The sequence below is a fragment of the Marinobacterium sp. xm-a-127 genome (genome assembly GCF_013283425.1).
Taxonomy (GTDB): Bacteria; Pseudomonadota; Gammaproteobacteria; order Pseudomonadales; family Balneatricaceae; genus Marinobacterium_E.
In genome coordinates, this window is the sequence record NZ_WBYH01000004.1 from 343178 (window position 1) to 357651 (window position 14474).

The window sequence follows — 14474 nt, forward strand, 5'->3', positions numbered from 1 at the left end:
GGCTTCAATATTCATCGCCTTGCTTCCCCGCCCCCAAAATTGTACCCGCAACACCGCCCGCTAGGGAAATGCCATAGGAGGGGGATTCCATCCCATTCCCCTAGCTCCCTGACATAAGTCTGATGCTCTTTGCACATTACAGATGAATGCACTTCGCCCACCTGAAAGATAGCAGCCTGCCCAAATCAGCTTGGCTGCGTACAGAAGATGGCAGTTGCCTATGGCTGCATGAAATGCTCTTCCTGCAGAGCCATGTCGTCTTTGAGGATACGCTGGATCTCCAGTACCGCAGCCGCGTTCTGTTGCACGCTGTGTCCCGAAATTATGACTTTCTCAGATTCTGCACCGGGAAGGTGGGCGCTGCGGTATGGTACCAGGCCGTCATCGGAATCCTCAAGCGGCACGTCGGCATTGGTCTGCGCCAGGATCGAGTGATAGCGCACCTGAGCCGAGATGGGAAAGTCCGCCGCCGCGCGCACAAAAGGATCGTTCTCGTCGAGGTTGTCGACGCTATTGGGGATATGCCCCAGGCTTTCGTGGCTGCTGGCCGCCGCATTGGGTGCTAGTGTGTGGGCGAGTTCTTCGAGCACCGTAACGGGGAAGCGAATGAATCCCGCCATCCAGCGCCCCAGGCGTCCACCTGCGACCGACGTGCCCCGGTGCGGTGCTGCGATGAAGATGGCGCGGCTGACATGCGGGAAGGGCTCGAAACGCAACATCGGATCTATGCGTTTGATCTGCTGCGGCGTCAGCCGACTGCGATCCGCAGCCAGCTGCACCAGCGACTGGTCGGTTGACGACACCATCAACCGCGCGATGACCCCGCCCATGCTATGCCCCACCAGTACAAGGTCGGACGATGCCGGCGCCTGGCCGGAAGGATCGAAATGCGCCAGCGTATCCCCGAGCGCTCTGCGAATCATCGCGTGGTTCAATGCGATCGGCAGATTGGTCGGGTAGTAGACCTGCCAGATTTGGTAATGCTGGCGCAGGGTCTCATCGCCCAGGATTTCGTTGGCGAGCTCCACCCAGGCTTCCGGGCTGCTGGCTAGTCCGTGCAGCATGACGATGATACGTCTGTTCGGATCGTAGGGTTGCATTAGGTAGACGTGCGGGCGGTCGATGCCGCCCTCGCGCCCAAGCAGGCTGCGCAGAGACTGGCGGTTGAAGTTGGCACGGGCCAGCCACAAGCCGTAGCCGGCCGTAAAATTGGCTGCCAGCGGCACACGTTGGCCGTGCAGCATGATAGCCGATTCCTCATAGGGATCATGCACCGTCAAACGGGCGGTACGGGTATGCAGCACGCTGTCCAGATCGTCTCCATCAGGGTGCAGAAGAACCGTCATGGGCGGCGCGGACATCTCGCTCCAGGGTAGTGGCTGCTGATCGTGTTTAGCTGATGAGCTACCCTCGCTGGTAGGGGCAGACGTCAAGGGGGCATCCGGCATGACGGCCACCAGCTCGGCTCCGAATCCGTCGCGTCGGTAGAGACTGCGCATTCCGCGGAAAGACAGGGATGAGGCTGGTAAGAGTTCGGCTGGCACCGCCGTACTGCCCGGCAAGCGCTCACCGCGCATATCCAGTTGCAGCTCCCAGCCTGCAATGTTCCGGTGGGGCTGCGCTGGCAACTGCGTAGGCGTTTGTTGCTCAACTTCAAATATCGCGGTGGCGGCACGTTCGACAGCATAGTTATACCAGTCGCGTACTTGTGTCTGGCGATCCTCGAAGGCTCGCTCTCCTGGAGTATGGTCGCCGAGAAAGAGGTAGGCGTAGGCATAACGGATGGTTTCAAACCAGGCGGCTTGCTGCTCGGATCCGGGCTTCATAGCTTGTGCCTGCGCCAGCCACAGTTCGGACAGCGCAGCCAGACGTCGATCTGTGGCCACTCCCGTCACCGCGGCCAGGGCCTCGACGCAATCCGCTGAGATCGGTTTTGCGCAAGCCTGCGCATCCAATGCCGCCACCCTGATGGTCTGGGTCGTCGCATCGCTGAGTTTGCCGCGTGTCAGGATATCGCCGCGCTTGAGTTCGATGGCCTCGCCCGCATCCAGTGTATGAACCTCAACCACTGGGCCGAACTCACGCAGGATCGAGCAGCCCCCCAGCAACAGCGGGGCAATGACGAGCCACACTGCCATGCGGCAAGACTGCTGGAACCTCATGGAGATACCTCGTCGGCCGGCACGCCGGGCACACCTTGTCGAATCGACATCGAGAAGTCGTCTCCTGATGCGTCAGAGGCCAGTGCGCGTTCGTTGATGTGCCCCAGTGCCTGCAGTTCTGCGTAGCGATGGCCGGGCGTCAATCCGTGCAGGTCATGGATGTATTCCGCAAAGTGTCCGGACAGCAGCAGGCGATAGTCCGCCGGCAACGCTGGCGCAATGAGCCGAGCCAGCTCGAATACGATGGTCGTGCAGTTACTGGTCAAGGTGTTGTAAAAGCGCGGTGTGCGCCGCAGTTCATTGGCCGCGTGCAGATACTCCAGAAACAACGCGCGGACATTCGCCTGACTCATCTGCAACCGATAGAGATAAACGGCCTCGCCTCGCGCATTGCTGCGCGTACGCACAATGTCGCGCTCATCGGCGGCTACCAGGATCTGCTCGAACTGACGGAAGAATCCGCCGATCGCCGAGAAGGACTCGTGGCGCTCCTTGCGTATTTCCAGTGAGAACACCACCCGCTCGCCACCGTCGAAGCCGAACGACACCAGTGTGTGCGCAATGTGCGGCCCCATCCAGTAGGAAAGTACCAGGTCGGCACTGCGCAAGCGGTCCAGATCGTATGTGCGGTTCTCCCACTGCGGGGTGTAGTCGGTTTCGCTGCGCCACTCGAAGTTGCGTACATTTTTCAGGTGAACGTGGCTGCCGTCGATTCCGGCCTCCAGCAACTGGGCGACATCGTCAGCCCATGCACGTTGGTGTGATGGCTGCAGCGTTCCCCACCACATGAGCAGGGCTGCCGTTGCGGCCCCGAACACGAATCCGGCGATCCTGCGTGTCCGTCTTTCAAGCAAGCCTGCCAGCGACACGGCGACGGACAGCCCCGAGGCAGACCACGCCAGAGTGGCGATCCAGCGAGCCGCTGGATGTTGCGGCATCTGGTGCCACAGGGCCAGCGCGCCCCACGCAGTCAGCAGTAGCACCGCAACCCCGGTCACCAGTCGCACAGGGAGGTGTCTGACTTTTTGCGTCACCTTGCTCATCGAGGCTCCAAAAGCTCAAGCAGCAGTTGCCGATGCGCATCCTGTAACTGCACCAGCGCTATGGAAGGGTTTCCCCTGGATAGCATTGACGAGTTCAGCCATAGCAGTGCGGGAGCGAGCGCCAGCGGGAAAAAGTGCTCAGTCAGGACACTCGGACGAACAACCCCCCGGTCTATGTTGCCTTGGATGATGAGCTGTGCTCGCCTGCGCAGTTCGCGCGCTACCTCATCATGCCAACGTTTCACCAGTTCCGGTGCTCTGGCGCTTTCGGTCAGAAGTAATCGGTAGATCGATACCGTAGCGGGGGATTCAAACGTCGCGTAAAGGCGATCAAGATAGGCGTCTACCAGCTCTGGCAGCGTCAGTTCTTCATCCGGAAGCCAGCCCTGAAAATCGCGAAACTGCTGGGTTGCACGTTCGAGCAAGGCGTGAAAAATCTCTTCCTTGCTTTTGAAGTGGGCGTAGATGCCTGCCTTGGATAAGCCCGCACATTCCGCCAGGCGCTCCATCGACACGGCGTTGTATGTCCGATCCGCAAACTCGATCAACGCCGCATCCAATATTTCCTCTCTCCTGGCCACAGAAGACAGATAGCGGCGCTTGCCTGGTACGTCGTCTTTTTTGGTTGGCATACAAAGGTCCCTGTTCAAAAATTGACTGGATTGTCCCATGGACTGGTCACCGGTTCCACCATGGGCGCATGGTCAGCCCAGGCTGAGCACTTCCAACTGGCGGGTGTGCAGTGCCTAGTGAACGGCTAGTTGCGTTTTCGGGATTGTAACGTATAATCACAAACAACCGTCCAGTCGTTTTCTTTATAGTGTGCGATAACGCGCACTATTCGCAGGGACGCATACGAACCCGGAACGCCGGAAAATGAAGAAGGAGAGCCCCATCGACCGGTTGCTAGAGGCGAGAGTGCAGACATTAATAGGGAGGTGGCGTGAACAGCCATCAAAGTCGCGCTCGATTGCAGCGTTCGTTGGTGACCGACATGCCTGCGCGTCGCTGTACGTGGGCGGCTACTCCTCTACAACCAGGCCCTATTCAGCCCGAACCCCGTACGGAACGTGATCATGCCTCCAGCTTTTCCTTTATTGTCTGAGTTCAAATTGCGCACTGCCTCGCTGGCACTGAGCGCCGTCGTACTGACCGGCTGCATGTCGCTCGCTCCCGCTCCTGATACTCCGCCCCCGCCGGTGCCAGCGGTTTGGTCTGGTCATCCTGAATCGAGCACCGAGGGTGCCCACGCGGGAGAACTTGCCTGGCAGGCCTACTTCACGGACCCTTTGCTGCAACGCCTCATCGAGACCGCGCTGGAGAACAACCGCGATCTGCGCCTGGCCGCGCTGCGTGTCGAGGAAGCCAGCGCCGCATTCCGCATTCAGCGCTCGGATCGATTTCCTGCCGTGGGCGTGGGTGCCCAGGGTGGACGCGCCCGCGTCCCTGGCGATCTGAACATGTCGGGCCGGTCGCAGGTGGGCGGCGAATATCGGGCCGAGGTGGGTTTGAGCACCTGGGAGCTGGATCTGTGGGGCCGGGTCCGCAACCTCGAGGACGCCGCCCTGCAAACCTGGCTGGCAACCGACGCTGCGCGCCAGGCCGTCCACCTGGCGCTGATCGCCCAGGTGGCGGACGGTTACCTGGGCTTGCGCGAGATTGACGAGCGTGTGGCTATCGCCCGTCAAACCGTCGCGACTCGCGAGAATTCCTACCGCATTTTCCGGCGCCGCGTTGAAGTCGGCTCGACCTCGAAGCTGGATCTCACCCAAGTCCAGACCCTGCTGAACCAGGCTCAGGCGCTGCTGACCCAGCTTGAGCAAGCGCGCGCCACGCAACTGCACGCGCTGGCGCTGCTGGTGGGCGCTGATCCTGGCCCGCTGCCCGCCAAAGCACCCTTCGATGAAACAACGGTGCTGGCCGACCTGCGGGCCGGTCTGCCTTCGGAGCTGCTGGTCAGCCGCCCGGACATCATTTCCGCGGAACACCAATTGCGCGCTGGCGATGCCAACATCGGGGCCGCCCGCGCGGCGTTCTTGCCGCGCATTGCGCTGACCGGCAGCTTCGGCACGGCCAGTTCCGATCTGGACGGCCTGTTCGATTCCGGCAGCCGCGCCTGGACCTTCATGCCCACCCTGTCGCTGCCCATCTTCGATGGCGGGCGGCGGCGCGCCAACCTGGAACTGAGCGAAGTGCGCCGCGACATCGCCGTTGCCGGCTACGAGAAGACCATTCAAACGGCCTTTCGCGAGGTGGCCGATGCACTGAGCGCCAAGTACTGGCTGGCTGAGAAATTGACGATCCAGCGGGCCAATCTGGAAGCGCAAAGCGAACGCGCGCGGCTGGCCCAGTTGCGCTACGACAACGGCTCGGCCGCTTTCCTGGAGGTGCTGGACGCCCAACGCGATCTGCTGGATGCCGGACAACAGCTGGTACAGGCGCGCCGTGCGCTGCTGTCCAGCCAGGTGGCGCTGTATGCCGCACTCGGCGGCGGAACCCTCGCCGCAACCGGTCAGGCGCAGGGTGCGACCTCGGCGCCCACTTCCACCCCATCAACCCGTTAAGGCACGCGAAACCTATGACTGCTTCATTCTCTCTCAAGAAAAAACTTCTGATTGTTGCCGCTGCAGCGGTTGTTATCGCGCTGGCCTGGTGGGGCTGGACAGAGCTTGCCGACAGTGGGCCCGGCGAAGGCTTCGTTAACGGCAATGGCCGCATCGAAGCCACCGAGATCGACATCGCCACCAAGCTTCCCGGACGTATCGAAGACATCCTCGTACGTGAAGGCGACTTCGTCGTGGCGGGCCAGCCACTGGCCAGGATGCAACTGGAAACGCTTGAGGCGCAGCGCGACGAAGCCTTCGCCATGCGTGAACAGGCCGAGCACGCGGTGACCGCAGCACAGGCCCAGGTGGCGCTGCGTGAAGCCGACGTGGTTGCGGCGCAGGCACTCGTCGGTCAGCGCGAGTCGGAGCTCGACGCCGCACAGCGGCGTCTGGCACGTTCGGAGACACTGTCCCGAGAGGGTGCCGCCTCGATACAGGAGCTGGACGATGACCGGGCGCGCGTGCGGGGCGCACAGGCGACGCTCGCGGCCAGCAAAGCACAGACCGCCGCTGCCCGCGCCGCGGTCGAGGCCGCCAAAGCGCACCTTGTCGGCGCGAGATCCAGCGTATCCGCTGCCACGGCCAGCATCAATCGCATCGAAGCGGACATCCGCGACAGCGAACTGCGCGCGCCGCGCGACGGAAGAGTTCAGATTCGTGTGGCGCAACCCGGTGAGGTGCTTGGAGCCGGCGGACGTGTCCTGAACCTGATCGACCTGTCGGACGTGTACATCACCTTCTTCCTGCCCGAAACCGTGGCCGGCCGCGTAGCGCTTGGCACCGAGGTACGCATCATTCTGGATGCCGCGCCGGATTTTGTTATTCCAGCCACTGTTTCCTTCGTCGCCAGTGTGGCGCAATTTACCCCTAAGACGGTTGAAACCGCGAGCGAGCGGCAGAAACTGATGTTCCGAGTGCGCGGGCAGATTTCCCAGGATCTGCTGCGTGAACACCTGGATCAGGTCAAGACCGGGCTGCCCGGCGTGGCCTGGGTCAAGCTCGACGCCAATGCCGAGTGGCCCGAGAACTTGTCCCTTCGCGTGCCGGAGTAAGTATGAGCCACAGTGCGCAACCCATGACCGTTGCAAGCGTCAGACAGGTGCGCTTGCGTTACGGCGACGTCATCGCCCTGGATGGCATCGATCTGGACATTCCCGCCGGACGGATGGTCGGCCTGATCGGCCCCGACGGCGTGGGCAAATCCAGTCTGCTCTCATTGCTGGCGGGTGTGCGCATCATCCAGGAGGGCACGGTCGAGGTGCTGGGTGGCGATATGGCCAGCAAAGCCCATCGCAAGCAGGTTTGCCCGCGCATCGCCTACATGCCGCAGGGACTGGGCAAGAACCTGTACCCGACGCTCTCGGTCGAGGAGAATCTGCAGTTCTTCGCGCGCCTGTTCGGTCATGGCTCTGCGGAACGCCGCCAGCGTATCGATGAGCTCACTCAGGCCACTGGCCTGTTCAAATTCCTTGAGCGCCCGGCAGGCAAGCTCTCCGGGGGCATGAAGCAGAAACTCGGCCTGTGCTGCGCACTGATTCACGACCCGGATTTTCTGATTCTCGATGAGCCGACGACCGGCGTGGATCCGCTGGCGCGCGCACAGTTCTGGGACCTGATCGAGCGCATCCGCGCCGATCGCCCCGGCATGAGCGTGATCGTGGCTACCGCCTACATGGATGAGGCACAGCGCTTCGACTGGCTCGCCGCCATCGACGACGGCAAGGTCCTCGCCACCGGTACGCCGAAGGAATTGCTGGAGACAACAAACAGCCCGAACCTGGAAGAGGCATTCATCCGCCTGCTCCCGGAAGAGAAAAAGCGCGGACACCAAGCGGTTGTCATTCCGCCTCTGCCTGAGGACGGCGCGGACGATATCGCCATCGAAGCCGAGGGGCTGACCATGCGCTTTGGCGACTTCGTTGCTGTCGACAGTGTCTCCTTCCGTATCCGGCGCGGTGAGATCTTCGGCTTCCTCGGCTCCAATGGTTGCGGCAAGTCCACGACCATGAAGATGCTCACCGGCCTGCTGCCGGCGAGCGAGGGCCGGGCCTGGCTGTTCGGCCACGAAGTCGATCCGCATGACCTGGACACCCGCCGCCGTGTCGGCTACATGTCGCAGGCGTTCTCGCTCTACAGTGAACTCACGGTACGCCAGAATCTGGAGTTGCACGCCAAGCTGTTCAGTGTGTCCCCGAACGATATTCCGGGCCGCGTGGACGAGATGGTGGAGCGCTTTGGGCTGGCGGACGTCATCGACAGCCTGCCGGCCAGTCTGCCGCTGGGCATACGCCAGCGCCTGTCGCTGGCCGTTGCCATGGTGCACAAGCCCGAGCTGCTGATTCTGGACGAGCCGACCTCCGGCGTCGACCCGGTGGCGCGTGATGCGTTCTGGCGGCTGCTTATTGAATTGTCGCGGCGCGACCGGGTGACGGTCTTCATTTCCACTCACTTTATGAACGAGGCCGAACGCTGCGACCGCATGTCGATGATGCATGCCGGCAAGGTGCTCGACAGCGACGTGCCCGCCAGACTGGTCGAGAAACGCGGCGCCAAAACCCTTGAAGAGGCCTTCATCGGCTACCTCGTCGAAGCCGAGGGCGGCACAGCCGCCCCGCCCAGCCAGCCTGAGGCCGACAATCACGAGGAGCCGCCATCCGCGGTACCCGCTGAACACCGCGGGCACCGCGCTGGAGGCTTCAGCTTGCAGCGCATGTTCAGCTATCTATGGCGCGAGACCCTGGAGCTGCAGCGGGATCCGGTCCGCGCTACCCTGGCGCTGGGCGGTTCTTTGCTACTGATGTTCGTGATCGGCTTCGGCATCACCATGGACGTCGAGGATCTGAGTTATGCGGTGCTCGATCGCGACCAGACCACGCTAAGCCAGAGCTACACGTTGAACCTGGCCGGCTCGCGCTACTTTACCGAGCACGCGCCGATCGTCGACTACGACGATCTTGACCGGCGCATGCGCAGCGGCGAACTGTCGCTGGCCATTGAGATCCCCCCTGGCTTCTCTCGCGATGTGTTGCGAGGCCAGAACGTGCAGATCGGTGCCTGGATCGATGGCGCCATGCCACAACGCGCGGAAACCGTCCAGGGCTACGTTCAGGGCATGCACCAGCACTGGCTGTTGGCACAGGCCAGCGAGCGCGGCGGCGCCAGCGTAGCCGGGAATGCCAGCGTCGAGACGCGCTTTCGCTACAACCCCGATGTCAAGAGCCTGCCGGCCATGGTACCGGCCGTGATTCCTCTGTTGTTGCTCATGCTGCCGGCGATGCTGACCGCGCTGGCGGTGGTGCGCGAGAAGGAGACGGGCTCGATCACCAATCTCTACGTGACGCCGGTCACGCGCATCGAGTTCCTGCTTGGCAAGCAACTGCCCTATGTCGGTCTGGCCATGGTGAACTTCCTGCTGATGAGCCTGCTCGCGGTCACCGTCTTCGGTGTGCCGGTCACGGGCAGCTTCTTCACCCTGTCGCTGGCCGCGCTGATCTTCTCCTTCGCCGCGACAGGCATGGGGCTGCTGGCCTCGGCCGTCACGCGCAGCCAGATCGCCGCCATGTTCTTTGCCATGATCGGCACCATCATTCCGGCCACCCAGTTCGCCGGCCTGAGGGAGCCCGTGTCCTCGCTTGAAGGCTCCAGCAAGTTCATCGGCGAGATCTACCCCGCCACGCACATGATCTCCATCAGCCGTGGCGTGTTCAACAAATCACTCGGCCTGGCCGACCTGACGGGGCCGCTGTGGTCGATGCTCATTTCGGTTCCGGTCATTCTCGGCGTGGCTGTTTTGCTACTCAAGAAGCAGGAGCGTTGAGATGCGCAGAAGAAACCTGGCCAACATCTACGACCTTGGTGTCAAGGAGCTGTGGAGTCTTTGGCGCGATCCGATGATGCTTGTGCTCATCGTCTATGTGTTCACCGCGTCGGTCTACACCAAGGCCACGTCCATGCCGGAGACGCTGCACAACGCGCCCATCGCCATCGTCGACGAGGATAATTCGGCGCTGTCCCAGCGGGTTGCCTCGGCCTTCTACCCCCCGCAGTTCACGCCACCGGCCATGATCGACTATGGGGACGTGGACCCGGGCATGGACGCGGGGCTGTACACCTTCGCTCTGGTCATTCCGCCCAACTTCCAGCGCGACGTGCTGGCGGGGCGATCGCCTGCCGTGCAGCTCAATGTCGACGCCACCCGCATGAGCCAGGCCTTCACCGGCAGTGGCTATATCCAGCAGATCTTCACCGGCGAAGTCAATGAGTTCGTCAAGCGTTACCGCGGCACCGACGCGCCACCCGTGGATCTGGCATTGCGCGCACGCTTCAACCCGGCACTGGACAAGGCCTGGTTCGGCTCGGTGGTGCAGATCATCAACCACATCACGCTGTTGTCCATCATCCTGACCGGCGCAGCGCTGATCCGGGAGCGCGAGCACGGCACCATCGAGCACCTGCTGGTGATGCCGGTTACACCCGCGCAGATCATGCTCTCCAAGGTCTGGTCGATGGCCCTGGTCGTGCTGATCGCCTCCTTCCTGTCCCTCAACCTCATGGTGCGCGGCATCCTGGGCGTGCCCATCGAGGGCTCCATTGTGTTGTTCTTCGCCGGCGCGGCCCTCAGCCTGTTCGCCACCACCTCCATGGGCATATTCATCGCCACGCTGGCGCGCAACATGCCGCAGTTCGGCATGCTGATGATGCTGACCATCCTGCCGCTCCAGATGCTATCCGGCGGCGACACGCCCCGCGAAAGCATGCCCGAGATCGTGCAGAACATCATGCTGATCGCACCCACCACCCATTTCGTGGAACTGAGCCAGGCCATCCTTTACCGGGACGCGGGCCTGGAGACGGTATGGCAGCCGTTCCTGGCGCTGGCCCTGATCGGCACGGTGCTGTTTTTCCTGTCGTTGGCACGCTTTCGCAAAACGATCGGCCAGATGGCCTGATCGTTTGACCGCCCGAGTGGGCACTCAACCCAGTAAGGAGTTTGACCATGAGCAATGAAACCATCCCTCCCAACCTGTTCAAGGCGAACCTGGAACTGCAGCTGCGCCTCTGTATTGACCACCGGAGGGCACAACGGCGGCATCGTGAGCGAGCCTGGCCGAGGCAAGCGCCAGTATCAAATCCATACGCGCGCCGTGAATGAGGGGTACATGGCGCCGGACGAGTGGCAAGCCACTGCACAGACGCATCTAGATTCGTGGTGGCCGGCATGGTCAGCATGGCTTCGAGAGCGCTCTGGTGAAGGTGTTGCGCCTCCGCTCATGGGGGCCGAATCCCGTGGATATCCCACTATTTGCGACGCCCCGGGGAAATATGTACGCAGCTGAATAAGCGCATACCGCGTCCGCTATTGCGACACGGTATGCGCAATATCTGTTCGGCACCCCGTCCTACTCTGATAACTGGAGATATTCATGTACTCAAGACTGCTGGTTCCGCTCGACGGAAGTCCTACCGCCAATTTGGCGCTCCACCACGCTGCGGTGCTGGCACGCCTGAATGGCGCAACCATCGTCTTGCTGCACGTCATCGAGGAGATGAAGCACAGCAACGGCTTCGAGAGGCCGAGGATCTATATTGAAGAAGTGAGGCCGGGCTTCCTGGCGGCCGGGCAGAAGCTGCTGGACGAGGCGGCGCTGCGGCTGAGGCAGGAAGGCCTGGCGGTTGAGACCGTCCTTCTGGAAAGCAAGGGCGAGCGCGTCTCGGTGCTCATCGCTCAGCAGGCACTGACCACTCAATGCGAGTTGGTGGTGTTGGGTACTCACGGACGCCGGGGCGTGGACAGGCTGCTGATGGGAAGCGATGCCGAGCAGCTCGCTCGCATCGCACCAGTTCCGGTGATGCTGGTGCGCCAGCCCCAATCGGTCATTGCGACTGCAACCCCTGGGCAGGGTGGCACGCCAGCGTGACGAAGGTTCAGTCCACCGACCAAACTGAATGGAGGCTGAAAGTCGCAGCCCCCTTGCTGCTGCTATTGCTGAGCGCCTCCGCACAGGCCCAATCCTGCCACCAGGACAACCCGCTGCGCTCAACGGGAACGCTCAATCTGCGGATCGACAACGACATGTTCGGCGGCATTGGACAAGACCAAGGGTACTCCAACGGGTTTCTCGTCAGCTGGGTCTCCCCCAACCTTGTGGACTATCGCGATGACCCTTGCCTACCCCGTCTCGTCCGTGGGCTGAATCGTTTTCTCACGGTGCTGCAACCCGAGGGTTTTGACGAACAGAACATGACCATCGGCTTCGGGCAGATGATGTACACCCCGAGCGACAAAACGCGCAGCGATCTGATCAAAGACGACCGCCCTTTCGCCGGCGCAATGATGTTGAGCCTCGGCTACAACGCGCGGCGCGGCGATACGCTGCGCACCTCACAAATCCGCGTCGGTGTTGTGGGCCCCTCCTCCCAGGCCAGGCAAACCCAGAACTGGTGGCATGACACCATCGGAGTGGACAAATTCAATGGCTGGAGACACCAACTGCGCGACGAACCTGTGCTGCAGTTGCTGCACGAACGCCGAACGCGAGTCTTCAGGCAAGAAAACGTCAGCGGTTGGGGCTGGGATCTGACCCGCCACTGGGGCGGCAGCTTCGGCAATTTCGCCACCTACGCGAATGTAGGTGGAGAACTGCGCTATGGCCTGCGCCTGCCGGATGATTTAGGCACGGCACCGCTGCGGCCTGCCGGAGAAAACACCGCGCCCGTGCGCACGACCGCTGGCGGCAACTGGAACGCCCACCTCTTCGTGGCGCTAGACGCTCGCTGGGTTCTGCACGACATCACGTTGGACGGCAATACCTTCAAGTCCAGCCATAGCGTGGATAAACGGTCACTCGTGGCGGATGTCGGCTACGGCGTCGCGATTACCCAGGGCAATTGGCGCATCGCGATAGCCCGCTACCACCGCACACGCGAATTCCGGGGACAAAACGAAATCCCGGTCTACGGAACGATCACTGTAGGAAGGAAATTCTGATGCCGGTCGATTCCTTCCTCGACTCCACATGGGCCGTCCTGTTGTTATTCGTCGGCACGGGACTGATTGCTCGTGTGGAGTACTGACGCTGAATAAACACCCGAGTTCGTATATGGTCTTCTCCCGTCTTGCAAACCATGCCAGATAAAAAGGCTGCTGTCGTATATTCGGTCTCAGATGAAGCTCAATGATCGCTTCGGACCCAGATGAAGCATTCGCACATACTCGGCTTTATCGACAGTACGGTGTTTTCAATCACCAACGAACTCTGCAAGCTTTCAAGTATGTCGGTTTGACCTGTTATTCATCATGTCATGGTTAACGCAAACCTTGGGTGGTCAGCTCCTTAAATAGCCTTACAAGTCAGATTCATGCAGCGGCAGCATGCCTGATGAGGAAGCGCTCTTTTTTGGCGACACACACCCAGGCGAATCGCACCATTTTATTAGCATAGGCAACCACCGCTCGATTAAAGCCCCTATGCTCAACGAGGCGTTGAATCCAGCGACTCAATGGGTCATCTTTCTTGCTCGCTCTCGATACCACTGCACGCGCCCCGTGAATCACTGCGCTGCGCACCCGCGCGTCACCGCGTTTCGAGATACCCATTAACCGTGCTTTACCACCCGTACTGTGCTGTCGTGGTACCAAACCCAGGGCCGCGGAGGCATCTCGGCCTTTACTGAACTGCTGACCGTTCCCCATCCACTGTTTCAGGGCATGAGCGACAATATCACCGACTCCCGGGATCGCAAGCATACGTTGACAGGCACTATCCTTTTCGACCGATTGTTTTAACTGCTCATCGTACCAGTCGACCTCCTCGTCTAGTGCCATCAGCCTCTCTCGCTGTCGAGACAGCAGCAGCCGCATTCGATAGGTCAATTGATTATCTGCATCTTCCAGGATCTCGGGGAGGCTCCGTTTCAGTATGTGCAAACCAACAGGCAATACGATTCCATATTCAGCCAGAATGCCGCGTATGTGATTGGCTAAACGGGTACGATCATGCACCAGTTGCTGCCGGATGCGTGCGAAAGTGGAGTCGTCTTGTTCATCAACTGTCTTTGGCAGCACCGGCCGTATAGCCCCATGATGACAGGCTTCAGCAATCGCTTGGGCATCGTTGTAATCGTTTTTCTGTCCACGGGAATAACCTTTCACATGCTGCGCTGGCAACAGAACAACGTTATGGCCTAACTGCGTGAGCGTTCGAGCCCAGTAATGAGAACTGGCACAGGCTTCCATAGCAATTGTTGACTCCGGCCGTTGGGCGATATAACTCACCAACTGGCTGCGCGTGCGCTTCTTCTTTTCAACAACGCGACAGGATTTATCGACTACAACGATGTAGAAGCTGTTTTTTGCCAGATCAATACCGACAGTATGTTGTTGATCAGTCATAACATGTACTCCCGTATTCACTGTGACGCTCTTGTTACATTATGGGGCACATCATTCGAATGTGCTCCGAGGGAGGGAGAAGACCATTTAATCAACAGTTATCCACTGACTATCGTCTGTTTTGCACAATCCAGCCCTGATTCAGAGTTATGGTCATTTCTGGTGTACGGGGAGATAGAAGGATGGCGTATCCTGTTGATTGATTCCTGCAAGAATCTCAACCAACAGAAGGTGATACGCCATGACTCATTCTAACCTGACCGCTCTTTCA

Annotated in this window: 11 protein-coding genes; 7 read left to right on the forward strand and 4 right to left on the reverse strand. The window is 60.7% G+C overall.

All coding sequences use genetic code 11. The annotated features are described in order from the left end of the window. Nucleotides 1–218: 218 nt before the first annotated feature. Genes XMA127_RS09550 through XMA127_RS09560 form a run of 3 tightly spaced genes read right to left on the reverse strand, consistent with a single transcriptional unit; the run spans nt 219 to nt 3837 of the window. Nucleotides 219–2138: a triacylglycerol lipase gene (locus tag XMA127_RS09550; RefSeq protein WP_254442938.1), complete on the reverse strand. Its 1920-nt coding sequence runs from the start codon at nt 2136–2138 to the stop codon at nt 219–221. Between the two features lie 20 nt (nt 2139–2158). Beyond that, on the reverse strand, nt 2159–3205 hold the full coding sequence (locus XMA127_RS09555; protein ID WP_173484524.1) for a DUF4105 domain-containing protein: 1047 nt from the start codon (nt 3203–3205) through the stop codon (nt 2159–2161). Then, entirely contained in the window at nt 3202–3837 is a 636-nt protein-coding gene (locus XMA127_RS09560; protein ID WP_173484523.1) for a TetR/AcrR family transcriptional regulator, read from the reverse strand. The genes XMA127_RS09555 and XMA127_RS09560 overlap by 4 nt, the downstream gene beginning before the upstream one ends. Nucleotides 3838–4148: 311 nt before the next feature. Here XMA127_RS09560 and XMA127_RS09565 point away from each other — a divergent pair, with 311 nt between their 5' ends. The 7 genes from XMA127_RS09565 to XMA127_RS09595 all read left to right on the forward strand — a co-directional run bounded on the left by XMA127_RS09565 (nt 4149) and on the right by XMA127_RS09595 (nt 12799). Then, nucleotides 4149–4310 carry a hypothetical protein gene (locus XMA127_RS09565; protein WP_173495273.1) on the forward strand — a complete coding sequence of 54 codons (162 nt, stop codon included), beginning with the start codon at nt 4149–4151 and terminating at the stop codon, nt 4308–4310. Beyond that, nucleotides 4303–5769: an efflux transporter outer membrane subunit gene (locus XMA127_RS09570; RefSeq protein WP_254451306.1), complete on the forward strand. Its 1467-nt coding sequence runs from the start codon at nt 4303–4305 to the stop codon at nt 5767–5769. The genes XMA127_RS09565 and XMA127_RS09570 overlap by 8 nt, the downstream gene beginning before the upstream one ends. 14 nt (nt 5770–5783) lie before the next feature. Further along, nucleotides 5784–6863, forward strand: coding sequence for an HlyD family secretion protein (locus XMA127_RS09575; RefSeq protein ID WP_173484521.1), 1080 nt, complete (start codon nt 5784–5786; stop codon nt 6861–6863). A gap of 2 nt (nt 6864–6865) precedes the next feature. After that, nucleotides 6866–9628, forward strand: a complete 2763-nt coding sequence (gene rbbA, locus XMA127_RS09580) for a ribosome-associated ATPase/putative transporter RbbA (protein ID WP_173484520.1) — start codon at nt 6866–6868, stop codon at nt 9626–9628. 1 nt (nt 9629) lies between these two features. After that, the gene (locus tag XMA127_RS09585; protein ID WP_173482239.1) at nt 9630–10760 is read left to right on the forward strand and encodes an ABC transporter permease; all 1131 of its coding nucleotides are present in this window, start codon (nt 9630–9632) and stop codon (nt 10758–10760) included. Nucleotides 10761–11234: 474 nt separating this feature from the next. Continuing rightward, on the forward strand, nt 11235–11729 hold the full coding sequence (locus XMA127_RS09590) for a universal stress protein (protein ID WP_173482238.1): 495 nt from the start codon (nt 11235–11237) through the stop codon (nt 11727–11729). After that, nucleotides 11726–12799 (forward strand): lipid A deacylase LpxR family protein, encoded by a 1074-nt coding sequence (locus XMA127_RS09595; RefSeq protein ID WP_173482237.1) that lies wholly within the window; start codon nt 11726–11728, stop codon nt 12797–12799. The genes XMA127_RS09590 and XMA127_RS09595 overlap by 4 nt, the downstream gene beginning before the upstream one ends. Nucleotides 12800–13168: 369 nt before the next feature. Here XMA127_RS09595 and XMA127_RS09600 read toward each other — a convergent pair whose 3' ends face one another. Then, entirely contained in the window at nt 13169–14203 is a 1035-nt protein-coding gene (locus XMA127_RS09600; protein WP_173482236.1) for an IS110 family transposase, read from the reverse strand. Between the last annotated feature and the right edge of the window lie 271 nt (nt 14204–14474).